The organism is Kitasatospora sp. NPDC101108 (assembly GCF_055584725.1).
Genome location: NZ_JBVJLM010000044.1, coordinates 1 through 24818 on the forward strand (window position 1 = coordinate 1; position 24818 = coordinate 24818).

Genomic DNA, 24818 nt, shown 5'->3' on the forward strand with positions numbered 1-24818 from the left:
GCCCCCCCCCCCCCCGTACCCGCCCCCGGCGTCACCCACCCTCCCGAAAGCCCCACCCCCCAACAGCAACCCCCCACCCCCCTACCTGGGCACCACCAACACCCCCACCCCGAAATACCCCCGATCCCCACACCCCCCCACCGGACACCCCCCCGCCGCCGCCCCCGCCAACAGATCCGCCAACTCCCCCGCCCCCGCCCCCGGATGCAACGCCGCCGCAACCGCCACCGCCCCCGTCACGTGCGCCGCCGACATCGACGTCCCCGCCAGCGCCGCGTACTGCCCGCCCGGCCAGTCCGAAACGATCGCCCCCTCCGCCCCGGCGTCCGGATCCCCGCCCGGGGCCGCCAGCGAGATCCGGCCGCGCCCGTAGTTGGTGTAGGAGGACGGCAGCCCGTCCCGGTTGACCGCCGTGACGGTGACCACCCCGGGCAACTCGCCGGGAAGGCGGATGCACTCGGTGCCCAGGTGGCGGGTGAGGGCCGGCCCGGACACCCGGTCGTTGGGGCTGCGCCGGTCCGTCCGGGCCGCGCCGAGGTCCTGCCCGTCGTTGCCGGCCGAGGCGACCACCACCGCGCCCTTGCGCCGGGCGTACGCGACGGCCCGGCCGACGGCCGCGATCAGCGCCGCCTGGTCCGGGTCCTCGGGGCAGTTGTACTTCCACGGGTCGGCGAAGTAGCTGTCGTTGATCGCCTTGGCCCCGTGGTCGGCAGCCCAGAGCATGCCGCAGACGATGTTCTCCGCGTAGTACTGCCCCAGCGGCCCGAGCAGCCGGACGGCCGCGATCCGCACCCCTGGCGCGACCCCGATGACGCCCTGCCCGTCCCGGGCGGCGCCGATGATCCCGGCGACGTGGGTACCGTGCCCGCTCTCCTCCACGCCGGAGTCGGGCCGCCAGGAGCCGGTGCGGGCGTCCGGCCGCCCGTCGGCGCAGGAGGCCGAGGCCTTCGGGTCGACGGCCGCCCGCAGGTCCGGGTGGGTGTCGTCCACACCCGAGTCCAGCACCGCGACCAGCACCTTGCGCATCACTTCCGGCCCCGGCACCCCGCCGACCCTGTCCCCCGTCGGCCCTGCTCCCGGCCCCGCATGGACCATCGCCAGGTTCCACCCCCCACCCTCCCCCGGATCCGGCACCGTCCCCGCCCCCGCCCCACCGTTCTTCCCGTCCCTGCCATTCCTCCCCTCCCTCCCGTCCCTCCCGTCCGACCCCCCAACCCGCCCCACCCCCGCCGCGAAGTCCCCGGCCCCGTCCACCTCGCGCGGCGGCCCCACCACCGGCACCGTCCGGGTCGCGCCGACCGCCGCGATCCCCGGCCTGCTCCGCATCCGCTCCGCGAAGCCGCCGGTGGCGTACGCCAGCACCGCCCCGATCTGCGGGTACTCCTGCACCACCTGTCCGCCCGCCGCCCGGCTCTCCTTCCCTGCCTTGGCGGCCCCCGCGGCGTCCTCCCGCTCGGCCAACACCAGGTAGCTGAGGTAGGCGCGCCCGGGTCCCGAGACGTACGGCACGGCGCCACCGGCCACCAGGGCGGTGACCAGCATCGCGAGCAGCGCCCGGGCGGGCCCGCACACCCTGCGGCGGCGGGCCGCACGGACGGGACCGCCGGACCGGTGCGCCTGCGCCATGCCACGCTCTCCGCTCGTCGGTCCAGTGAGGTCACAACCAAACCGGGCGGCCACCAAGTGATCACCTGCCCGATTCATCACCATATGAGCGGATCCTCATTCCCGCCCCCGCAGCTACACCCGCTTGTCAGTCCCACCCGGCACCATGGGGGCATGGCGCCCCAGCACCCGACCCCGCCCGCCGACGCCCCCGGGCCCGACACCCCCCGGCCCGACACCCCCGGGCCCGACGACTCGCTGGCCGGCTTCGCCCCCGCCACCCGGGCGTGGTTCACCGGTGCCTTCTCCGCCCCCACCACCGCCCAGGCCGAGGCCTGGCGAGCCATCCGGCGGGAGACCGACGTCCTGGTGGTCGCCCCCACCGGCTCCGGCAAGACGCTCGCCGCCTTCCTCTCCGCCCTCGACCGGCTCAGCAGCACCCCGCCCCCCGCCGAGACCAAGCGCCGCTGCCGGGTGCTCTACGTCTCCCCGCTCAAGGCCCTCGCCGTCGACGTCGAACGGAACCTCCGCGCCCCACTGACCGGCCTGCGCCAGGCCGCCGTCCGGCTCGGCCTGCCCGAGCCCGAGGTCCAGGTCGCCATCCGCTCGGGGGACACCCCGGCCGCCGACCGCCGCCGCTTCGCGACCCACCCGCCGGACATCCTGATCACCACCCCCGAGTCGCTCTTCCTGCTGCTCACCTCCGCCTCCCGGGAGGCGCTGCGCGGCATCGACACGGTGATCCTGGACGAGGTCCACGCCGTCGCCGGCACCAAGCGCGGCGCCCATCTCGCCCTCAGCCTGGAGCGGCTGGACGAACTGCTGGACCGCCCGGCCCGCCGGATCGGCCTGTCCGCGACGGTGCGCCCGGTCGAGGAGGTGGCCCGCTTCCTCAGCCCCCGGCGCGGCGCCGTCGTCGTCCAGCCGGCCTCTTCCAAGGAGTTCGACCTCTCGGTGGTCGTCCCGGTCCCCGACCTGGACGACCTGCCCGCCGCCCCGGCCGCCGGCGGCGCCGCCGGCACCGACCCGCAGCGCCAGGGCTCGATCTGGCCGCACGTCGAGGAGCGGATCGTCGACCTGGTCGAGGCGCACCGCTCGACCATCGTCTTCGCCAACTCCCGCCGCCTGGCCGAGCGCCTGTGCAACCGGCTGAACGAGATCGCCCACGAGCGCGCCACCGGCACCGCCGCCCCCGAGGCGCACGCCCCGGCCCAGCTGATGGGCGGCTCGGGTGCCGCCAGGGGCGTGCCCCCGGTGATCGCCCGGGCCCACCACGGCTCCGTCTCCAAGGAACAACGATCCGTCGTCGAGGAGGAGTTGAAGGCCGGTCGACTGCCCGCCGTGGTCGCCACCTCCAGCCTGGAGCTGGGCATCGACATGGGCGCCGTCGAACTCGTCGTCCAGGTCGAGTCCCCGCCCTCGGTCGCCTCCGGACTGCAGCGGGTCGGCCGGGCCGGCCACCAGGTCGGCGCGGTCTCCACCGGCGTGTTCTTCCCCAAGTACCGGGGGGACCTGGTGCAGTCCGCCGTGGTCACCGAGCGGATGCGGTCGGGCCTGATCGAGGCGCTGCGCATCCCGCGCAACCCGCTGGACGTGCTGGCCCAGCAGCTGGTCGCGATGACGGCGCTGGACTCCTGGCCGGTGGACGAGCTGCTCACCGTGGTCCGCCGCGCCGCGCCCTTCGCCACCCTCCCGCAGTCCGCCTTCGACGCCGTGCTCGACATGCTGGCCGGCCGCTACCCCTCGGACGCCTTCGCCGAGTTGCGCCCCCGGGTGGTCTGGGACCGGGTGGCCGGCACGGTGACCGGCCGCCCCGGCGCCCAGCGCCTGGCCGTCACCTCCGGCGGCACCATCCCCGACCGCGGCCTGTTCGGCGTCTTCATCGCCGGCACCACCGCCTCCGAATCGAAGGGTGGTGGGCGACGGGTGGGGGAACTCGACGAGGAGATGGTCTACGAGTCCCGCGTCGGCGATGTGTTCACCCTCGGCACCAGCTCCTGGCGGATCGAGGAGATCACCCACGACAAGGTGCTGGTCACCCCGGCCCCCGGCATCCCCGGCCGGCTCCCGTTCTGGAAGGGCGACACCCTCGGCCGCCCGCTCGAACTCGGCCGCGCCCTCGGCGCGTTCACCCGCGAGCTGGGTGCGCTCCAGCCCGAGGCCGCCACCGAGCGCCTCAAGCAGGCCGGCCTCGACGACTGGGCCGCCGCCAACCTGCTGGACTACCTCGCCGAGCAGCGCGCCGCCTGCGGCCACCTCCCCGACGACCGCACCATCGTGGTCGAGCGCTTCCGGGACGAGCTCGGCGACTGGCGGATCGTCATCCACTCCCCCTTCGGCGCCCAGGTGCACGCTCCCTGGGCACTCGCCCTCGGCGCCCGGCTGCGCGAGAAGCACGGCCTGGACCCCCAGGTCATGCACGCCGACGACGGCATCGTGCTCCGACTGCCCGACGCGGACCTGCTCTCCCCCGACTTCGACTTCAGCAGCCCCTCGGAGCCCGCCGGTCCGGCCCGGGACGAGGCCCCGGTCGGCGCCGACGCCGCCCTGTTCGACTCCACCGAGATCGAGCAGCTGGTCACCGACCAGGTCGGCGGCTCCGCCCTGTTCGCCTCCCGCTTCCGCGAGTGCGCCGGCCGCGCCCTGCTGCTCCCCCGCCGCAATCCCGGCCGCCGCACCCCGCTCTGGCAGCAGCGCCAGCGCGCCGCCCAATTGCTCGAAGTCGCCTCCGAGTACGGCTCGTTCCCGATCGTCCTGGAGGCCGTCCGCGAGTGCCTCCAGGACGTCTTCGACGTCCCCGGCCTGGTCGAGCTGATGGGGGACCTCGAATCCCGCGCCGTCCGCCTGGTCGAGGTCACCACCCCCGAACCCTCGCCGTTCGCCCGCTCACTGCTGTTCGGCTACGTCGCCCAGTTCCTCTACGAGGGCGACTCCCCGCTCGCCGAACGCCGGGCCGCCGCCCTCTCGCTCGACTCCCGGCTGCTGTCCGAGCTCCTCGGCCAGGCCGAGCTGAGCGAACTGCTCGACCCGCAGGTGCTCGCCGAGCTGGAGGCCGAGCTCCAACGCCTCACCCCTGAGCGCCGGATCAAGGACGCCGAGGGCGTCGCCGACGCGCTGCGCCTGCTCGGCCCGCTCACCGAGGCCGAGTTGACCGTCCGCGGCGCCGAGCCGCTGTGGGCCCTGGAGCTGGAGGCCGCCCGCCGGGTGATCCAGGTCCGGATCGCCGGCGAGCAGCGCTGGGCCGCGATCGAGGACGCCGGACGGCTGCGCGACGCGCTCGGCACCCCGCTGCCGGTCGGCGTCCCCGAGGCCTTCACCGAACCGGTCAAGGACCCGCTGGGCGACCTGCTGGCCCGGCACGCCCGCACCCACGGCCCGTTCACCGCCGCCGAGGCCGGCACCCGCTACGGCCTGGGCACCGCCGTCGTCACCGGCACCCTGCACCGCCTCACCGCGTCCGGCCGCCTGGTCCAGGGCCAGTTCCGCCCCGCCGGAAGCCACACCGCCCCCGAGTGGCACACCGCCCCCGAGTGGTGCGACGCCGAGGTGCTGCGCCGGCTGCGACGCCGCTCGCTGGCCGCCCTGCGCCAGGAGGTCGAGCCCGTCCCACCCCGGGCCCTGGCCGCCTTCCTACCCCAGTGGCAGCACCTGGCCGGGCACCGGCTGCGCGGCCCGGACGGCCTGCTCCGGGTGGTCGAACAGCTCCAGGGCACCGCCCTGCCCGCCTCCGCCCTGGAGAAGCTGATCCTCCCGGCCCGGCTCGGCGACTACTCGCCCGGCCTGCTGGACGAACTGATGGCGGCCGGCGAGATCGGCTGGTGCGGCGCGGGCGCCCTGCCCGGCAAGGACGGCTGGCTCAGCCTGCACCTGGCCGAGAACGCCCACCTGCTCCGCCCGGAGCCGGTGACGCCCGCGCTCACCCCGCTGCACAGCGCCCTGCTGCAGTCGCTGGCCGGCGGCTACGGCCTGTTCTTCCGCCAGCTCGTCCAGCAGCTGCCGGAGGAGACGGCCGAGCCGGAGGTGGTCGAGGCCCTCTGGGACCTGGTCTGGGCCGGGTACATCACCAACGACACCCTGGCCCCGCTGCGCGCCCTGCTCGGCTCCGGCCGCACGGCCGGCGCCACCGCCCACCGCGCGCCCCGGTCCACCCCGCGCGGACGTTACGGCGGCGCGGGCCGCGCCTTCGGCCGGGCCGGCGGAGCGCTGCGCAGCGGCCCGCCGACGGTGGCCGGGCGCTGGTCCCTGCTGCCCGCCCTCGCCGCCGACCCGACGGTCCGGGCCACCGCCCAGGCCCAGAGCCTGCTGGACCGGCACGGTCTGCTCACCCGCGGCACGGTGGCGGCCGAACGGGTGCCCGGCGGCTTCGCCGGCGTCTACCGGGTGCTCGCCGCGATGGAGGAGCGCGGCCGGGCCCGCCGGGGCTACTTCGTCGAGGGCCTGGGCGGCGCCCAGTTCGCCATGGAGGGCGCGGCCGACCGGCTGCGCTCGGTCAGCGGCCGGCTGGAGCGGGCCCGCGCCACCGAGTGGCCGGCCGCGCCGACCGCCGAGCCGCCGCAGCTGCTGGTGCTGGCCGCCGCCGACCCGGCGAACGCCTACGGCGCCGCGCTGCCCTGGCCCGAACCGCCCGCCGCCCCGGGGGCCGAGACCAAGGCGCACCGCCCTGGTCGCAAGGCCGGCGCCCTGGTGGTGCTGGTGGACGGCGAGCTGGCGCTGTACGTGGAGCGCGGCGGCAAGTCCCTGCTGGCCTGGCCGCAGGACGGGGCGACGGTCGCGCTGGCCGCCGGGGCGCTCGCCGGGGCGGTCCGCGCGGGCGCGCTCGGCAGCGTCACGGTCGAACGCGCCAACGGTGAGCCCGCCCTCGGCTCCGACCTCGGCCGCGCCCTGGAGGAGGCCGGCTTCCACGCCACGCCCCGCGGGCTGCGGCTGCGGCCCTAGCGAGGCCCGGGGGCACCGCGAAAAGGGCCCGGAGGCCGCGAAGGAGCCCGAAGAGCGTGGAAAAGCCAGGAGGCCGCGGAGTCAACGACCCCGCGGCCTCCGGCCACGTCGATTCACCCGATCGGCGGCGGCGGTGCCTCCACCCGGCTCACGGCCTCCTCGCGCCGGCTCCGGCGCCGCACCGGTCCGGTCGCGTTGCGGTCGGCATGGACCGGTATGAGACCGAGCCCCCAGCCGCCGGCCGCCAGCAGCCCCAGCACCGCGCCGTCGGCCAGCTGCCCCCGGACGGCCACGAGCCACCAGGCGAGCCCGGCCGCGAGGGCGACCAGGACCCAGCGGGCCGGCCACCGCACCGCGCGCCGCAACCGCAGCCGTATTCGGGCCACCGTGCGCACCGTCACGATCCTCCGCACGACCGCCCTCCTCCGCTCGCCCCGGGTATCGGCAACCCGGGAGTCGAGGCCGGATCAGGCAGCGACCACGTCCATCGCGGCAGCCTTGGGCGACATGTTCGCCCGGTCGGCGCCGGGGGCGGGCAGCGGAACCGGTTCGAGTACCGGCCTCAGCAGATCACCTTCGGAGAGGGTGGCCATCGCCGCAAGTTCGGCGAGCGACAGTTCGTCGCTGACCTCGCGCATGACCTCGGACATCCGGACGTCGAGCGCGTCGCAGATGGCGGAGAGCAGCTCCGAAGAGGCCTCCTTCTGTCCCCGCTCGACCTCGGAGAGGTACCCGAGCGAAACCCTGGCGGCCGCCGACACCTCGCGGAGTGTGCGGCCCTGGCGCTGGCGCTGCCGACGCAGTACATCGCCCAGTAGGCGACGGAGCAGGATCATCGGTGCCTCCCTCCTCGGACTGCGGATCGAGATGTCACGCCCCCACCGTACCGCCTTGCCCGCTTCGCGTGCGGGGACCCTGGTCGTGTTCACTCTGGGCTGCAAGGCCGTCCCCCTCCTTGTTCCGGTGTCGTACCCGGGTTCGCGGGCCCCTCGTGGTACCCGACCTGGCCCACCCGGCCACCGTCACGCAACTCGTTCGCCACCTGGTTTCTGCCCAACCAGGCCGTTGGATGTAACACGATCCTCCAGCTGTGTCATACCCGTACGCCAGTTCGGCAGATCTCGGTTCGGTGGAGATCCGTCCGCCGGCCGTCATCGAGCGAGTCGGCCGGCGAGCAGTTCCAGGGCGGCGGTCACGGCGTCGTGACGGATTGTGGCACGAGCGCCCGACAGCAGGGGCGAACTGACCAGAGTTCCCCCCGGGCCGGCGACTGCCAGGTGTACGGTGCCCACCGGCTGCCCGTCCTGCGGGTCCGGACCGGCCACTCCCGTCGTCGCGAGCCCGTACGTGGCCCCCAACAGGGTGCGCACGCCCTCGGCCATCTGCCGGGCCACCACCGGGTGGACCGGACCGTACACGTCCAACAGGCCCTCGTCCACCCCCAGCACCGAGGCCTTGAGCTCGGTCGCGTACGCGGTGACCGAGCCGCGGAAGGTGGCGGAGGCCCCGGGGACGTCCACCAGCGCGGCGGCCAGCAGCCCTCCGGTGAGCGACTCGGCCACGGCCAGCGTGCCGCCCTCGGCCCGCAGTGCGGCGTGCACCCGCTCGGCCAGCTCGTGGTCCGTCACCGGAGGTCCCCCGTTCCTAGCGGTCCGCGTGCCCCGCGGACATGCCCTCGCGGCGCAGTCGCAGCGCCTGCCCGACGTAGTCCAGCGCGGTGCCGACGGTCAGCAGCACCGCCAGGCCCATCAGGACCGCCCGCCCGGTGGCCAGCCACCCGTGCAGGTCCAGCACGTACATGCCGACCGCGATGCCCTGGGTCAGCGTCTTGAGCTTGCCGCCGCGGCTGGCCGGGATGACCCCGAAGCGGATCACCCAGAAGCGCATCAGGGTGATGCCGAGTTCACGGGCCAGGATCACCGCGGTGACCCACCAGGGCAGGTCGCCGAGCACCGAGAGGCCGATCAGCGCCGCGCCCATGATCGCCTTGTCGGCGATCGGGTCGGCGATCTTGCCGAAGTCGGTGACCAGGCCCTTGCGGCGGGCGAGTTCGCCGTCGAACAGGTCGGTGATCATCGCGATGGCGAAGGAGGCCCAGGCGACCGAGCGCCACTTGGGGTCGTGCCCGCCGTCGGCGAACAGCAGTGCCACGAAGACCGGCACCAGCAGCAGCCGGACCATGGTGAGCACGTTGGCGATGTTCCAGACACCCGGCGCCGACGGCAGGGCGGCCGCCGGTCTGCCCGGGTGGGCCGCAGCCGGGGCGCCGGGCCCCTTGGTCATTCGCCGGCCCCCGGAGCTTCGGCCCCCGCGGTCCCGGGCAGTCGCACCTGCTCCAGCGCCTCGGCGATCAGGTCGACGCCCTCGCTGGCCACCACGGTGGCCCGCCAGAACTGTCCGACCTGCGGGTCCTCGACGCCGTGCAGGGTGGTCAGGCCGTCGGTCTCCGGGGCCTGGTGGGCGGAGCGGCCCTCGACCACGCCGTCCTCGATCGACTCGATCAGCACCTCGACCTCGGTGCCGATCCGCTGCTCGGCCCGCTGGGCGGTCATCTCCTCGGCGAGCCGGCTCAGCCGGTCCAGCCGGTCGGCGACGACGTCCTCGGGCAGCTTGCCGTCGTAGGTGGCGGCCTCGGTGCCGTCCTCGTCGGAGTAGCCGAAGACGCCGATCGCGTCCAGCCCGGCGTGGGTGACGAAGCGCTCCAGCTCGGCGAAGTCCTCCTCGGTCTCACCGGGGAAGCCGACGATGAAGTTGGACCGGGCGCCGGCCTGCGGGGCCTTGTCCCGGATGGTGCCCAGCAGCTCCAGGAACTGGTCGGTGGAGCCGAAGCGGCGCATCCGGCGCAGCACGGCGGGCGCCGAGTGCTGGAAGGACAGGTCGAAGTACGGCACCACGTCGGCGGTCCCGGTCATCGCGTCGATCAGACCGGGGCGCATCTCGGCCGGCTGCAGGTAGGAGACCCGCACCCGCTCGACGCCCTCGATCGCTGCGATCTCGCCGAGCAGCGTCTCCAGCAGGCGGATGTCGCCGAGGTCCTTGCCGTACGAGGTGTTGTTCTCGCTGACCAGCACGATCTCGCGGACGCCCTGTCCGGCCAGCCACTGGGCCTCGTTCAGCACGTCGGAGGGACGGCGCGAGATGAAGGAGCCGCGGAAGGCCGGGATGGCGCAGAAGGAGCAGCGCCGGTCGCAGCCGGAGGCGAGCTTGACCGAGGCGACCGGGCTGTCGTCCAGCCGCTTGCGCAGGGTGCGCGGGCCGGAGGCCGGGGCGAGGCCCTCGGGCAGGTCGGTGATCGGCTCGGCGGCGGCCTCGGCGCCGTGGCCGGGCAGCGCGACGGCCTCGGCGGCGGACTGCCGCGCGGCCGGGCTGATCGGCAGCAGCTTGCGGCGGTCGCGCGGGATGTGCGGCGCGTGGTGGCCGCCGGAGAGGATGGTCTGCAGGCGGTCGGAGATGTCCGCGTAGTCGTCGAAGCCGAGCACCCCGTCGGCCTCGGGCAGCGCGTCGGCGAGTTCCTTGCCGTACCGCTCGGCCATGCAGCCGACCGCGACGACGGCCTGGGTGCGGCCGTGCCCCTTGAGGTCGTTGGCCTCCAGCAGGGCGTCGACGGAGTCCTTCTTGGCGGCTTCGACGAAGCCACAGGTGTTGACGACGGCGACATCGGCCTCGGCGGCATCGTCGACGAGCAACCAGCCGTCGGCTTCCAGTCGCCCGGCGAGTTCCTCGGAGTCCACCTCGTTGCGGGCGCATCCGAGCGTGACAAGGGCGACAGTGCGGCGTTCAGGCATAGGGCCAAGATTAACGCGCGGCCTCCGGTGCCGTTCGCCCCGGAGTCCGCGCGCCACGGATCAGCTGATCATCGACGGCCCCCGCGGGCCCTGTGGTCAGCCTGCCTGCGGGTCTCCGGGGGTGTACGTGACGTGCACCACCTGGCCGTCCTTGCCGAGGACACCGAGGTCCTTGCCGTTGACGTACGCGTGCACGGCCCCGCCGTTGCCGAGCACCAGCTTGATCTGCTTGGGGTCGGTGAAGGTCTGGTCCTGGCCGTCGCTGATGTTGTTCTGGAACAGCGACTTGCCGTTGCCGTCCATCGCCGAGACCCAGCTGGTGCCCTGGGCGACCAGCTTCACGGTGACCTTGTCGGCCGGGACGGCGGCGATCGCCGCGGCGCTCGGCGCGGGCGCCGGCGGCTGGACGCTCGGCGTGGCCGGGGCGACCGAGCCGGTGCCGGAGCCGCTGGGCAGCGGCGCACTGGCGGAGCCCGTACCGGTGTGGCCGCTCTTGCCGCTCACCAGGTTGAAACCGATCAGGGCGACCACCGCGACGATCGCGGCGACCATCGCCGCCGCCCAGTTCGGCCGGCTGCGGGCGGGCACCTTGATCGGGCTGCTGTCGATCAGCTGGGTGGCCGGGCGCCTGGAGGCCGGCGAGCCGCCGTGCGCGTCGTCGAAGCGGGCGACCAGCGCCTCGGCGTCCGCGCCGACCGCCTGGGCGATCGACCGGATGTGCCCGCGGGCGTAGAAGTCGCCGCCGCAGCGGCCGAAGTCGTCCTCCTCGATGGCATGGACGATCGGCACCCGCACGCGGGTGGCGGTACTCACCTGGTCCACCGTGAGTCCCGCCTCGATCCGGGCGGCGGACAGCACCCGGCCGATGCTCGGGGCATCGGCCGCCTGCACCTCGTCGTCGGTCGGCTCGACGGACGACGGGGCGTTCTCGCGGTCGGAGGACTTGCCGATGGTCACGGGGCACGCCTTTCGAGCGGATGGCCACCTGCTGGAGAACAGTCTAGGGGCGCGGGCGGATCGTTTCTCAAGCGGAGCGGGCCGAATGCGCGCGCCCGCCACGACCGGGGCTCCGGCCCCCGCTGACCGGTGGTCAGCGGGGGCGCAGGACGGAACCCGGGGTGCGCTTCGCGCCCTGTGACGCGCCGTACGGACGCTCGGTTCCCCGTTCCCGCGCCTACCCTCCTCCGAACGAGTGAACACCCTCGGAGGGCACGGTTCGTCAGCCCCTCAGGGTGACCAGCACCCCGTCCAGTTCGTCCGGCTTCACCAGCACGTCGCGGGCCTTGGAGCCCTCGCTCGGACCGACGATCCCGCGCGACTCCATCAGGTCCATCAGCCGGCCCGCCTTGGCGAAGCCGACCCGGAGCTTGCGCTGGAGCATCGAGGTCGAACCGAACTGGGTGGAGACCACCAGCTCGGCCGCCTGGATCAGCAGGTCCAGGTCGTCGCCGATCTCCTCGTCGATCTCCTTCTTGGGACCGGCCCCGGCCGTCACGTCGTCCCGGTAGACGGCGCTCAGCTGGTCCTTGCAGTGCTGCACCACCTTGGCGATCTCCGCCTCGGTGACGAACGCGCCCTGCATGCGGATCGGCTTGCTCGCGCCCATCGGCAGGAACAGCGCGTCGCCCTTGCCGATCAGCTTCTCCGCGCCGGGCTGGTCCAGGATGACCCGGGAGTCGGCCATCGCGGAGGTCGCGAACGCCAGCCGGGACGGCACGTTGGCCTTGATCAGACCGGTCACCACGTCCACCGAGGGCCGCTGGGTGGCGAGCACCAGGTGGATGCCGGCGGCGCGGGCCAGCTGGGTGATCCGGACGACGGAGTCCTCGACGTCGCGCGGGGCGACCATCATCAGGTCGGCCAGCTCGTCGACGATCACCAGCAGGTACGGGTACGGCCGGAGCTCCCGCTCGCTGCCCAGCGGCGGGGTGATCGTGCCGGCCCGCACCGCCGCGTTGAAGTCGTCCACGTGCCGGAAGCCGAACGCCGCGAGGTCGTCGTAGCGCATGTCCATCTCGCGCACCACCCACTGGAGGGCCTCGGCGGCCTTCTTCGGGTTGGTGATGATCGGCGTGATCAGGTGCGGGATGCCCTCGTACGCGGTCAGCTCGACCCGCTTGGGGTCGACCAGCACCATCCGCACCTCGTCCGGGGTGGCCCGGGCGAGGATCGAGGTGATCAGGCAGTTGATGCAGGAGGACTTGCCCGCGCCGGTCGCACCGGCCACCAGGATGTGCGGCATCTTGGCGAGGTTGGCCATCACGGTGTGGCCCTCGACGTCCTTGCCCATGCCGACGACCATCGGGTGGGTGTCCTCGGCGGCCGTGCGCGAGCGCAGCAGGTCGCCTAGGTTGACCATCTCGCGGTCCCGGTTGGGGATCTCGATGCCGACCGCGGACTTGCCCGGGATCGGGCTGATGATCCGCACGTCCGGGCTGGCCACCGCGTACGCGATGTTCTTGGCGAGCGCGGTGATCCGCTCCACCTTGACGGCCGGGCCGAGCTCGACCTCGTAGCGGGTGACCGTCGGGCCGCGGGTGAAGCCGGTGACCTTCGCGTCCACCTTGAACTCGGCGAAGGTGCCGGTGAGCTGGGCGACCACCTCGTCGTTGAGGGCGCTGCGGGCCTTGGCCGGGCCGCCGCGCTCCAGCAGGTCGAGCGAGGGCAGCGCGTAGGTGACGCCCTCGCCGAGCTGCAGCTGCTCCATCCGCACCGGCGCCGGGCCGTGCTCCGCGGGCGCGCCCGGGCCGCCGTTGCGGGCGGCCGGGACGGCGGGCTCCTCGGGCGCCGCGGTGAGGTCCTTGACCTGGTGCATCATGTCCGCCACCGCCGAGGAGGCGGGCACGCCGTAGACCAGCGCGCCGTCCAGGTCGGCGGCCGCGCCGGCGGCGAGGTCCCGGGTGGCGTACGGGTCCAGCGGTTCCCTGTCCAGGGGCCCCTTGTCCAGGGAGACGCGGACGGCCTCCGGCTGCTCCTCGTCGTCCTCGACGGACTGCTTGCGCCGGCGGCGGCGACGGCGGGCGGCGACCTCGTCCACCGGGTCGTCACCGTCGGTGTCCACGCTGAAGGGCAGGGCCTCGGGGTCGGCGTCCTCCGGCGGATCGGTGGACAGCTCGCGCTCCGGCGTACGCCCCCAGCGCGGGTCCTCGGGGCCGGGCTCGACCACGCCGAGCCTCACCCCCACGCCGCGCAGCCGCTCGCCGATCCGGTTGACCGGGGTGGCGGTGACCACCAGCAGGCCGAAGAAGGCCAGCAGCAGGAGCAGCGGCACGGCCAGCACCGCGCCGGCGGCGGCCATCATCGGGGTGGACGCGGCCCAGCCGACGATCCCGCCGGCCGCCCTTATCCGGGAGGCCCCGCTGCCCATGGTGGGCGCGCCGCAGCCGATGTGGACCAGGCCGAGGATGCCGACCAGCAGCGTGCTCAGCCCGATCACGATCCGGCCGTTGGCCTCCGGCAGCTCCGGGTGGCGCCAGAGGCGGATCGCCATCCCGGCCAGCAGGAACGGCACCAGCACGTCCAGCCGCCCGAACAGCCCGGACACCACCGCGGTGGCCGCCCCGTTCAGCCAGCCCTCCGAGCTGAACCAGGTGCCCGCCGCGACCACCAGGGCGAGCGCGAACAGCAGCAGCCCGATCCCGTCCTTGCGGTGGGCCGGGTGGAGGTTCTTGGCGCCGTCGCCGACGCCGCGGAAGATCGCGGCGATCGGGCTCGCGAGGGCGTTGAGGGCGCTCATCAGCACCGAGCGGCGCTGCGGGGGCGGCGGGGCCGACTTGGCGGCCGCCTTCTTCGCGGGGGCCTTGCGGGCGGGCGCCTTCTTCGCGGGCGGCTTGCCCGGGGCCTTGGCCGCGGCCTTCTTGGACGGTCCCGGACTCGGTTTGCGTGCGGCGTTTCCGGGCGTACGAGTGGCCATGGGTCAGCAGCCTACCGGGGCGGACGACCCGAGCACATGCGGCCGAGCCGGGGCGCCCGGACGTGTCGCAGACACACCGTCACGCTGACCGCGTTTCACCCGGTCGCAGCAGCAGGACCACCCGTACGGGTGGAGTCCGGGGCGGGTCTACGCGCTGCCGGGGCGCATCGCGTCCAGGGCCCGGCGCAGGCCGGCCAGCTTGCGCTCCAGGTGGGCCGCGGTGGCGGCCACCGCCGCGTCCTCGGCCCCGTCCAGCTGCTTGCCCAGCGCCTCGGCCTGCTCCTCGACCGCCGCCAGCCGCGCGGACAGCTCGCCGAGCAGCGCCCCGCCGAGGGCCTGCTGCTCGCCGCCGCCCGCCTCCAGCTGCAGCCGCAGCAGCGCTGCCTGCTCCTTCAGCTGGCAGTTCTTGACGTACAGGTCGACGAAGACCGAGACCTTGGCCCGCAGCACCCACGGGTCGAAGGGCTTGGAGATGTAGTCCACCGCGCCGGCCGCGTAGCCGCGGAAGGTGTGGTGCGGGCCGTGGTTGATCGCGGTCAGGAAGATGATCGGGATGTCCCGGGTGCGCTCACGGCGCTTGATGTGGGCGGCGGTCTCGAAGCCGTCCATCCCGGGCATCTGGACGTCCAGCAGGATCACCGCGAAGTCGTCGGTCAGCAGCGCCTTGAGCGCCTCCTCACCGGAGGCGGCGCGCACCAGCGTCTGGTCCAGGGCGGAGAGGATCGCCTCCAGCGCCAGGAGGTTCTCCGGCCGGTCGTCGACCAGGAGGATCTTGGCCTTCTGCATCGGGGCTCGCCCTCCTGTCGCCTGCCTGCTGCCCGGTGTGGGCACTCGCGTACTGCCCACCGCTACCCCGGTCATGCTAGCCGCACCCCCTCGCCCGGCACATCGCTCCGTCGTGACCCGATCCGGAGCGGCGCGCGGCCAGTGCTCCGGCGCACGCTCAGCAGCGTGTCGCCGTCCGGTCACTGTTCGCAACGCTCGGTGACCCTACCGGGTTCCCGGGCCCGACCGCCAGCAAACCGGCCGACCGGCGGCGCGAACCCGGAGTTCGCGCCCGCCGGCCCCTCACGCGCGGTCGCCGTTCAGCCACTCCGACATCACGGACAGCAGGTGGTCGGTCTCCACCGGCTTGGTGATGTGGTCGGTGGCGCCCGCCTCCAGCGACTTCTCGCGGTCGCCCTTCATCGCCTTGGCGGTCAGCGCGATGATCGGCAGGCCGGCGAACTGGGGCATCCGGCGGATCGCCTCGGTGGTCGCGTAGCCGTCCATCTCCGGCATCATGATGTCCATCAGGACCAGCGCCACGTTCTCGTGCTGCTCCAGCATCTCGATGCCCTCGCGGCCGTTCTCGGCGTAGAGCACGGTCAGCCCGTGCTGTTCCAGCACGCTGGTCAGGGCGAACACGTTGCGCACGTCGTCGTCCACGATCAGCACCTGCTGGCCGTCGAAGCGGGCGCGGGCCGGCCGGGGCTGTTGCACGGGCTCGACGGCCCGGGGCGCGGCAGCGCTCTCCAGCGCGGCGGTGCGACGGCGCTCCATCGCGCCGCGGCGGCGCTCCTCGGCCATCTCCCGGACCTCCTGGGCCCAGTGGTCGGCCGGGCTCTCGCCGACCGGCACCGGCAGGCCCACCGGGGTCACCCCGACCGAGGCGCGCGGCGCCGGCGGGTTCGCGGCGCCCGGGCGCTCGGCGGGCCGCTCGGCGGCGGCGTCCGGGGCCTCGGTGCGCAGCGGCAGGTAGAGCGTGAAGGTCGAGCCCTTGCCCAGCTCGCTCTCGGCGTGGATCTCGCCCCCGAGCAGCCGGGCGATCTCCCGGCTGATCGACAGGCCGAGGCCGGTGCCGCCGTACTTGCGGCTGGTGGTGCCGTCGGCCTGCTTGAACGCCTCGAAGATCTCCCGCAGCTTGTTGCCGGGGATGCCGATGCCGGTGTCGGAGACCGAGAAGGCGATCAGCTCGTCGTCCGGGCCCTGGATCGAGCCGAACTCCAGCAGCCGCTCGCGCACGTGCTGGGGGACGTCGCGGCCGGCCGGGCTGATCGAGAAGTCGACGCCGCCGGTGTCGGTGAACTTGACCGCGTTGGAGATCAGGTTGCGCAGCACCTGCTGGAGCCGCTGCTCGTCGGTGTGCAGGGTGACCGGCAGGGCGGGCGAGACCCGGACCGCGAAGTCCAGGTTCTTGTCGACCGCGACCGGCTGGAAGGTGGCCTCGACGTAGTCGACCAGCTGGACCAGGGCGATCCTGGCCGGGCGGACGTCCATCTTGCCGGCCTCGACCTTGGACAGGTCGAGGATGTCGTTGATCAGCTGCAGCAGGTCGGAGCCGGCGCCGTGGATGGTGTCGGCGAACTCGACCTGCTTGGGCGAGAGGTTGCCCTCGTTGTTGTCGGAGAGCAGCTTGGCCAGGATCAGCAGCGAGTTGAGCGGGGTGCGCAGCTCGTGCGACATGTTGGCGAGGAACTCGCTCTTGTACCGGGAGGCCAGGGCGAGCTGCTCGGCGCGCTCCTCCAGCACCTGCCGGGCCTCCTCGATCTCGCTGTTCTTGATCTCGATGTCGCGGTTCTGCTGGGCGAGTTGCTCCGCCTTCTCCTGCAACTCCTCGTTGGTGCGCTCCAGTTCCTCCTGGCGTGCTTCCAACTCGGCGGACCGCATGGAGAGTTCGGCGGTGAGCCGCTGGGATTCCAGCAGCAGGCCCTCGGTCTTGGTGTTGACGCTGATGGTGTTGACGGTGACGCCGATCAGGTCGGCGATCTGGTTGAGGAAGTCCAGCGCGACGGTGGTGAAGGAGCTGAAGGTGGCCAGCTCGATCACGCCCAGCAGCCGGCCCTCGAACAGCACCGGCAGCACCACGATGTGGGTCGGCGAGGCCTCGCCGAGGCCGGAGGCGATCTTGAGGTACCCGGGCGGCGCCTCCTTGACGATGATCGCCCGCTTCTCCACCGCCGCCTGGCCGATCAGGGACTCGCCCGGCCGGAAGGTGGTCGGCATCGCCCGCCGCTGGTAGCCGTAGCTGCCGATCAGGCGCAGCACGGTGTCGTTCTCGTCGTCGTCCTCGGTGATCAGCTCGGCGGTGCGACCGGCCGGCTGGGCGAGGAAGAAGGCGCCGTGCTGGGCGGAGACCACCGGGGTCAGCTCGGTCATGATCAGCGAGGCGACGGCCTCCAGGTCCCGGCGGCCCTGCAGCAGGCCGGAGATCCGGGCCAGGTTGGTCTTGAGCCAGTCCTGCTCCTGGTTGGTGCGGGTGGTCTCGCGCAGGTTGGCGATCATCTGGTTGATGTTGTCCTTGAGCTCGTCGAGCTCCCCCGCGGCGTCCACGTCGATCCGCAGGCTCAGGTCGCCCCTGGTCACCGCGGTGGCGACCTGGGCGATCGCGCGCACCTGCCGGGTCAGGTTGTTGGCCAGCTCGTTCACCGACTCGGTGAGGTCCTGCCAGGTGCCGTCCACCCCGGGCACCCGGGCCTGGCCGCCGAGCCGCCCGTCGGTGCCCACCTCGCGGGCGACCCGGGTGACCTCGTCGGCGAACGCCGACAGCTGGTCGACCATGGTGTTGATGTTGGTCTTGAGCTGGAGGATCTCGCCGCGCGCGTCGACGTCGATCTTCTGCGAGAGGTCGCCGCGGGCGACCGCCGTGATCACCAGCGCGATGTTGCGGACCTGGCCGGTGAGGTTGTTGGCCATCTGGTTGACGTTGTCGGTCAGGTCCTTCCAGATGCCGGCCACGCCCGGCACGCTCGCCTGACCGCCCAGGGTTCCATCGGTGCCGACCTCGCGGGCGACCCGGGTGACCTCCACCGCGAACGCGGACAGCTGGTCGACCATGGTGTTCAGGGTCCCGGCGAGCGTCGCGATCTCGCCCTGCGCGTCGATGGTGATCTTCTTGGAGAGGTCGCCGCGGGCCACCGCGGAGGCGACCTCGGCGATGTTGCGCACCTGCCCGGTCAGGTTCGAGGCCATGAAGTTGACGTTGTCGGTCAGGTCCTTCCAGATCCCCGACACCCCGCGCACCCGCGCCTGGCCACCCAGGATGCCCTCGGTGCCCACCTCGCGGGCGACCCGGGTGACCTCGTCGGCGAACGCCGACAGCTGGTCGACCATGGTGTTCACGGTGGTGACCAGCTCCAGGATCTCGCCCCGGGCGTCGACGGTGATCTTCTTCGACACGTCGCCGCGGGCCACCGCCGTGGTCACCTCGGCGATGTTGCGCACCTGACTGGTCAGGTTGTTGGCCATCAGGTTGACGCTGTTGGTCAGGTCCTTCCACGTCCCGGACACCCCGGGCACGCTCGCCTGGCCGCCGAGGATGCCCTCGGTGCCGACGTCCCGGGCCACCCTGGTCACCTCGTCGGCGAAGGAGGAGAGCTGGTCGACCATCGTGTTGATGGTGTTCTTCAGCTCCAGGATCTCCCCGCGGGCGTCCACCTGGATCTTCTGCGAGAGGTCGCCCTTGGCGACCGCGGTGGTCACCTGGGCGATGTTGCGCACCTGGTCGGTGAGGTTGTTCGCCATGAAGTTGACGTTGTCGGTCAGGTCCCGCCACACCCCGGCCGCCCAGGGCACCTGCGCCTGGCCGCCGAGCCGCCCCTCGGTGCCCACCTGGCGGGCCACCCTGGTCACCTGTTCCGCGAAGCCGGACAGCTGGTCGACCATCGTGTTGATGGTGTTCTTCAGCTCCAGCATCTCGCCGCGCGCGTCCACCTCGATCTTCTGCGAGAGGTCCCCGCGGGCCACCGCCGTGGTCACCTGGGCGATGTTGCGCACCTGGCCGGTCAGGTTGTCGGCCATGAAGTTCACCGAGTCGGTCAGCTCGCGCCAGACCCCGGCCACGCCCGGTACCTGGGCCTGACCGCCGAGCCGGCCCTCCGTGCCGACGTCCCGGGCCACCGTGGTGACCTGCGCGGCGAACCCGTTCAGCTGGTCCACCATCGTGTTGACGGTGTTCTTCAGCTCCAGCATCTCGCCGGCCACGTCGACGGTCACCTTGCGGGACAGGTCGCCCTTGGCCACCGCGGTGGTCACCTGGGCGATGTTGCGCACCTGCGCGGTCAGCCGGCCCGCCATGGTGTTGACCGAGTCCGCCAGGTCCTTCCAACTGCCGGACACGCTGCGGACCTTCGCCTGCCCGCCGAGCTTGCCCTCGGTGCCCACCTCGCGGGCCACCCTGGTCACCTCGTCGGTGAACTCCGAGAGCTGGTCCACCAGTCCGTTGACCGTCCGGCCGATCTTCAGGTACTCGCCGCGCAGCGGGTGGCTCACCCCGTTGCTGTGCAGCGAGCGCAGCTCCATCTTCTGGTCCAGGTCGCCCTCGGCGATCGAGGTCAGCACCCGGCCCACCTCGGCCATCGGACGGGCCAGGTCGTCGATCAGCGCGTTGCAGTTGTCGACCGCCGCCATCCAGGCGCCCTCGCCCGCGCCGGTCTCCAGCCGCTCGTTCAGCCGGCCCTCACGGCCCACGGCCCGCCGCACCCGCGCCAGCTCACCGGTCAGGTGCTGGTTGCGCTCGGCGACCTCGTTGAACACCGCGGCGATCTCCGCCAGCGGCCCGTCGCCCGGCACCGTCAGCCGGCGCCGGAAGTTGCCGTCCCGCATCGCGGTCAGCGCGGCCAGCAGCTTGCGCAGCTCGGCGGGCTCCGCGCTGCGGTTGTGGCCCGATCGCCGGCCGGCCGCGATCCGCGGCGCGGTCCCGGACCGCCCGCCGCGCGGCGCGGGCGGCGTCGTACCGGTAGCGTCCTTGGTGGCGTCCTTGGTGGCCGAACTCAACGGGGCCCCTCCCACATCGTGTGAACTGTCCGGTGACCGCCGCGCCGGCACGGCACGAACCCGGGCACCGGCCCGGCTGGGCTGCGCGCCGGCCGGACCTCGGCCCACCGGCACCCACACGACCGTACTGCTCCCACCGGCCGTCGCGGACCCCCCAGTCTGGCAGCACTGGCATCGGGTATACGGCCGGTTGCACTCGGTTGTCCCCGCACCGTCCGAAACAGGTGGGCAGAATCACTCTCCGGTGCCTGTTTCACGGCCCGGCCCCCACGGGGAACCAAGCGGAAAGTAGGGTGGAGCGCTGCACCGGGCCACGACCCGACCCAGCGCCGCCTCACCGCGACGGCGCGCACGGGGAGGTCGGTGCCGTACCCCGGACAGGACAGGGCCAGAGCAGCAGAGGAGAAGTGGGCAACGTGGTCACTGCGCGCGCAGCCGCCACCTTCGACCCCGACGGCAGGTCCGCGGCCGCCGCCCGGGGCTTCGTCCGGGATGCGCTGCTCGGCTGGGGCCTGCCCGAGGTCGTCGACGACGCCGTCGTCCTGGTCAGCGAACTCGTCACCAACGCCGTCGTGCACGCCGGCACCGCCGCCGAGGTCAGCTGCCTGCGCGAGGAGCAGACCGTCCGGATCGAGGTCACCGACCACCACCCCGAACGCGGCCTGCCCTCGCTCGGCGACGGCCCCGTCTCCGCCTCCGACCGCTACGCCGACCCCGACGGCGAGGGCGGCCGCGGACTGCTGATGTGCTCCGCCCTCGCCGAGCGCTGGGGCGTCGAGTACGCGGCCGGGCAGAAGACCGTCTGGTTCCGGCTCACCCTGCCCGCACACGTGGTCGGCACCCGCTACGCCGTTCCCGCCACCCCCGGCAGCGACCTGCCCAGCAGCCGCGGCCCGGTGCACGTCGCCGTGGTCCAGCTCGACGAGGACGGCCGCGTGCTGGCCTGGAACCCCGACGCCGAGGCGCTCTTCCAGTACCCCGCAGCCACCGTCCTCGGCCGCCCCTGGGCCGACCTCGCCGTCTGGCCGCAGACCCCCGGCAGCGGCCCCGGCCTCGCCGACACCCTCCGGCTGGCCCGCTGGGAGGGCGGCTACGGCCTGCGGCTGCCCGACGGCGAGGAGGTCGAGGTGTACGGCGTCCAGGTGCGCGTGCGCGACACCGAGGGCGTCCCCTCCACCCTCTGCCTGCTCGTCCTCGAAGCCGACCGCGCCGTGCTGCGCTCCCCCGCCCGCGCCCTGCCCGGCGAACGCGCCGACGCCGCCGGGCCCCGGCTCGACCTGCTGGCCGGCCCCGTCGACACCGACGACCTGGAGACCCTGCTCCAGCGCACCGTCGAACGCGCCCGCGACCTGCTCGACGCCGACGCCGCCTACCTGCTGCTCACCACCGACGACGAGACCGAGTTCGAGGTCCGCGCCGCCACCGGCCTGACCACCGGGCACCGCCGGCACACCCGCTTCCCGGTCGAGACCGGCAACCGCTACGACTCCGCCCGGCTGCCCTCCGTCCACGAGGACCTCACCGCCCGCCCCACCGGCCTGCCCCTGCTCGCCGACAGCGGCATGCGCTCCCTGGTCACCGTCCCGCTCAAGGTCGAGGGCCGCCTCATCGGCTCCCTCGGCATCGCCACCGCTGCCCCCGGCCGCTACGACAACGAGGACGCGCTGCGACTGCAGTTCGCCGCCGACCGGGTCGCACTGGCCATCGAGAGCACCCGGCTGACCGAGCTCGAACGGCTGCGCCGCGGCTCGCTCTCCTTCCTCGTCGAGGCCTCCGACCTGCTGGCCGGCACGCTCGAACACGAGCAGACCCTCGCGCTGATGGCCCAGATGGCCGTCCCCACGCTCGCCTCCTGGTGCGCGGTCTACACCAACGGCGACCACAGCTCCCCCGCCGGGCTCGCCTTCGTCCTGCACGAGGACGAGGACCGGATCGATCCGCTGCGCGACCTCCTCGACAAGACGACCTCCCCCGAGGCCGGCCCCACCTACGGCGTCCGCTTCTGGACCGCCCCCACCGAGACCGCCGCCGCCCACGGCCTCACCGACAGCCCCGAACTCGCCGGTCTGCTCGGCGAGACCGTCGTCCTGCCGCTGACCGCCCGCAACCGGGTCATCGGTCTGCTCGCGCTCGGTGTCCCGGCCGGCGTCCGGTTCCGCCAGGAGATCCTCGAACTCGCCGAGGACCTCTCCCGCCGGGCCGCCCTCGCCCTCGACAACTCCCGCCTCTACTCCGAGCGCACCGCCACCAGCCAGGCCCTGCAGCGCAGCCTGCTGCCGCCGGACCTGCCGGAGATCCCGGGCGTCGAGGTGGACGTCTACTACCAGGCCGCGGGCGAAGGCAACGAGGTCGGCGGCGACTTCTACGACCTGTTCACCATCCGCGAGGGCACCTACGGCTTCGCCATCGGCGACGTCTGCGGCACCGGCCCCGAGGCCGCCTCCGTCACCGGCCTGGCCCGGCACTCGCTGCGCCTGCTCGCCCGCGAGGGCCTGGACGCCCCGCAGGTGCTGAGCCGGCTCAACGCGGCCATCCTGGACGAGGGTTCGCGCAGCCGCTTCCTCACCCTGCTCTACGGCGAACTGACGCCCCGCCCGGACGGCAGCACCGAACTGTCCCTGGTCTGCGCCGGCCACCCGCTGCCGCTGAGACTGCGCACCGACGGCCAGGTCGACCGGGCCGCCACCCCGCAGCCGCTGCTCGGCGTCATGGAGGACCTCGACCTCACCGCCGAGCACCTGGTGCTCTCCCCCGGCGAGGTCCTGCTCTGCGTCACCGACGGCGTGACCGAACGCCGAGAGGGCCGACGGATGTTGGGCGACGACGGCCTCGCCGAGGTGCTCACCGGCTGCACCGGCCTGACCGCCGGCGCGGTCGCCATGCGGGTGCAGCGGGCGGTCGAACGCTTCGCCCCCGAGCCGCCGTCCGACGACATGGCGATCCTCACCCTGCGGGTGCCCGACCAGCGCCCGTGCTGAGCGCCCGCCAGCTGACGCAGTCACAAATTGTTATCTTCACAAGGGTACAAGCGAACCGGGCCGGGTAGACCGATCTCGCCGGGGAATCTCCCCGACGAGGACGTGACCAGCGGCTCTCCGCCGGCCCACCACTTCCGACCTCACTTCTGACCGCCGCCCGCGCACGCTCCAGCCGTGCGCCCTCGGCGCGGTCGCGCGCATCCACCCCTCGACACCACACCACAGCGTCACTGCGCCCTGCGCGCGCACAGAGTGAAAGGAGCCTCCGGTGAGCAACGACGCTACCGGGGCAACGAACGCCCGCTCCACCGGAGCCGACGCGGGTAACCTCGGCTACCTCGCCCTCGGCCTCACACTGCTCGCCTACGGTCTGCTCTCCACCGGGATCCTGCACCACACCGGCGTCGGGGACGCGGCCCACCTCGCCCACCTGCTCGGCGGCGTCACCCTCTTCGTCGCGGGCCTCTGGCAGCTCCGCCGCGGCGAGGGCTTCACCGGGACCGCCTTCACCAGCCTCGGCGCCTTCTGGGCGACCTGGTCGGTGGCCGGCGGCGCGAGCAAGAACGCCGCAGGTCTGTTCCTGCTGCTGTGGGCCCTGCTCGCCCTCAGCCTCACCGCGGCCGGCTGGGGCGCGGGCCTGTTCAGCCGCGCCGTCTACGGCCTGTTCACGCTCTCCCTCGTGCTGAACGCCATCGCGGTCTTCGGCGGCTACAGCGCTCTCGGCAAGGCCGCCGGCTGGATCGCGGCCGTCGCCGGGCTGGCCTCCTGGTACTGGGCCACCTCCGCGCTGAGCAACGGCTCCTGGGGGAAGATCGCCCTGCCGGTCAAGTGACCTGCTGCGGCAGGTCATCCTTCGGGCGGCCTTCCGTGGGCCGGTCCTCGGCAGCGGTGCGGGGTCGGGTCTCCGTCTCGACGGAGGTCCGGCCCCGCCGGCCTGCCGCCAACGCCAGGACGGCGTAGGCGAAGAGCAGGATCGCGACCGCGACGATGCCGTCCGCCCAGAAGTGGTTGGCCGTCACCACGACCACCGCGACCGTCAGCACCGGGTGCAGCACCACCAGCCAGCGGAACGGACTCCGCGACACCCGCACCACCGCGACCGCCACCAGCACACACCAGGCGACGTGCACCGAGGGCATCGCCGACAGCTGGTCGGCCACCACCACCCCGCCGACCGCGCCGCCGTACACCGACTGCCCGTACTCCGCGGCCACGTCGACGAACCCGCTCTCCGGCAGCATCCGCGGCGGCGCCACCGGGATGAACTGCACCAGCAGGCAGACAGCGGTGGTGATCACCACCGTGTTGCGCACCCACGCGTAGCGCTCCCGGTGGCGCAGGAAGACCCAGAGCAGCACGCCGAGCATGACGGCGAAGTGCATGACCGCGTAGTAGTAGTTCGCCAGCCGCACCGCCACCGGGTACGGCGTGACCGCCGCCTGCCAGGACGCCTCGTCCGGCAGCCCGATCTCCTGCTCGGTCCGGTGGATCCAGCCCGCCCGGTCCAGCGCGTGGTCGGCGCTCATCACGGACAGGTGCCCCACCAACTGCCACAGCGCGAACAGCGCCAGCAGCGTGCCGGCCTCCCGCAGCAGCGCCGACACCCCCGGCCGCCGGACCCGCGCCGCCGCGTACGCGCCGCCGTGGAGGACGACGGCGGCGCCCCCGGCGGTCTGCCAGGTCAGGGTCAGATTCTGCATTGGCCGAGGGTAACGCAAAAAGACCCCCTCCCGAATGGGAGGGGGTCTTTTTGGAATGATTGTTCGGCGGCGTCCTACTCTCCCACAGGGTCCCCCCTGCAGTACCATCGGCGCTGTGAGGCTTAGCTTCCGGGTTCGGAATGTAACC

General features: G+C 73.4%; 14 protein-coding genes and 1 rRNA gene. 3 read left to right on the forward strand and 12 right to left on the reverse strand.

The genetic code is table 11. From position 1 onward, the window contains the following. Positions 1-81: 81 nt before the first annotated feature. Entirely contained in the window at positions 82-1626 is a 1545-nt protein-coding gene (locus ACZ6Z8_RS38670; protein WP_465614651.1) for a S8 family serine peptidase, read from the reverse strand. Between the two features lie 153 nt (positions 1627-1779). On the opposite strand from ACZ6Z8_RS38670, the gene ACZ6Z8_RS38675 reads away from it, so the two are divergent. Then, a complete protein-coding gene (locus tag ACZ6Z8_RS38675) occupies positions 1780-6540 on the forward strand; it encodes an ATP-dependent helicase (RefSeq protein ID WP_465614652.1) in 4761 nt (1586 codons plus the stop codon). Between the two features lie 113 nt (positions 6541-6653). Here ACZ6Z8_RS38675 and ACZ6Z8_RS38680 read toward each other — a convergent pair whose 3' ends face one another. From ACZ6Z8_RS38680 to ACZ6Z8_RS38720, 9 genes are all read right to left on the reverse strand, one after another. After that, positions 6654-6953, reverse strand: coding sequence for a hypothetical protein (locus ACZ6Z8_RS38680; RefSeq protein ID WP_465614653.1), 300 nt, complete (start codon positions 6951-6953; stop codon positions 6654-6656). A 54-nt stretch (positions 6954-7007) separates the two neighbouring features. After that, a complete protein-coding gene (locus tag ACZ6Z8_RS38685; RefSeq protein WP_030290911.1) occupies positions 7008-7376 on the reverse strand; it encodes a helix-turn-helix domain-containing protein in 369 nt (122 codons plus the stop codon). A 315-nt stretch (positions 7377-7691) separates the two neighbouring features. Continuing rightward, complete coding sequence (locus tag ACZ6Z8_RS38690; RefSeq protein ID WP_465614655.1) at positions 7692-8168, reverse strand: CinA family protein; 477 nt, start codon at positions 8166-8168, stop codon at positions 7692-7694. 16 nt (positions 8169-8184) lie between these two features. After that, positions 8185-8823 carry a CDP-diacylglycerol--glycerol-3-phosphate 3-phosphatidyltransferase gene (gene pgsA, locus ACZ6Z8_RS38695; protein WP_465614656.1) on the reverse strand — a complete coding sequence of 213 codons (639 nt, stop codon included), beginning with the start codon at positions 8821-8823 and terminating at the stop codon, positions 8185-8187. Beyond that, positions 8820-10325 (reverse strand): 30S ribosomal protein S12 methylthiotransferase RimO, encoded by a 1506-nt coding sequence (gene rimO, locus ACZ6Z8_RS38700; protein ID WP_465614657.1) that lies wholly within the window; start codon positions 10323-10325, stop codon positions 8820-8822. Before rimO ends, pgsA begins: the two co-directional genes overlap by 4 nt. A 96-nt stretch (positions 10326-10421) precedes the next feature. After that, positions 10422-11282 (reverse strand): helix-turn-helix domain-containing protein, encoded by an 861-nt coding sequence (locus tag ACZ6Z8_RS38705; protein ID WP_465614658.1) that lies wholly within the window; start codon positions 11280-11282, stop codon positions 10422-10424. A 262-nt stretch (positions 11283-11544) separates the two neighbouring features. Then, entirely contained in the window at positions 11545-14238 is a 2694-nt protein-coding gene (locus ACZ6Z8_RS38710; RefSeq protein WP_465614659.1) for a DNA translocase FtsK, read from the reverse strand. 147 nt (positions 14239-14385) lie between these two features. Beyond that, a complete protein-coding gene (locus ACZ6Z8_RS38715) occupies positions 14386-15024 on the reverse strand; it encodes a response regulator (RefSeq protein ID WP_465614661.1) in 639 nt (212 codons plus the stop codon). Between the two features lie 282 nt (positions 15025-15306). Beyond that, positions 15307-19821: a HAMP domain-containing protein gene (locus ACZ6Z8_RS38720; protein ID WP_465614665.1), complete on the reverse strand. Its 4515-nt coding sequence runs from the start codon at positions 19819-19821 to the stop codon at positions 15307-15309. Between the two features lie 587 nt (positions 19822-20408). Between ACZ6Z8_RS38720 and ACZ6Z8_RS38725 the strand changes: the two genes are divergently transcribed. After that, positions 20409-22970, forward strand: a complete 2562-nt coding sequence (locus ACZ6Z8_RS38725) for a SpoIIE family protein phosphatase (protein ID WP_465614662.1) — start codon at positions 20409-20411, stop codon at positions 22968-22970. Positions 22971-23238: 268 nt separating this feature from the next. Next, positions 23239-23802 carry a GPR1/FUN34/YaaH family transporter gene (locus ACZ6Z8_RS38730; protein ID WP_465614663.1) on the forward strand — a complete coding sequence of 188 codons (564 nt, stop codon included), beginning with the start codon at positions 23239-23241 and terminating at the stop codon, positions 23800-23802. Here the strand turns inward: ACZ6Z8_RS38730 and ACZ6Z8_RS38735 are convergent. Together ACZ6Z8_RS38735 and rrf are read right to left on the reverse strand one after the other, a co-directional pair. Further along, the gene (locus ACZ6Z8_RS38735) at positions 23795-24670 is read right to left on the reverse strand and encodes a phosphatase PAP2 family protein (RefSeq protein WP_465614664.1); all 876 of its coding nucleotides are present in this window, start codon (positions 24668-24670) and stop codon (positions 23795-23797) included. The genes ACZ6Z8_RS38730 and ACZ6Z8_RS38735 overlap by 8 nt on opposite strands. 61 nt (positions 24671-24731) lie before the next feature. Further along, a 5S ribosomal RNA gene (gene rrf, locus ACZ6Z8_RS38740) occupies positions 24732-24818 on the reverse strand; the annotation flags it as partial.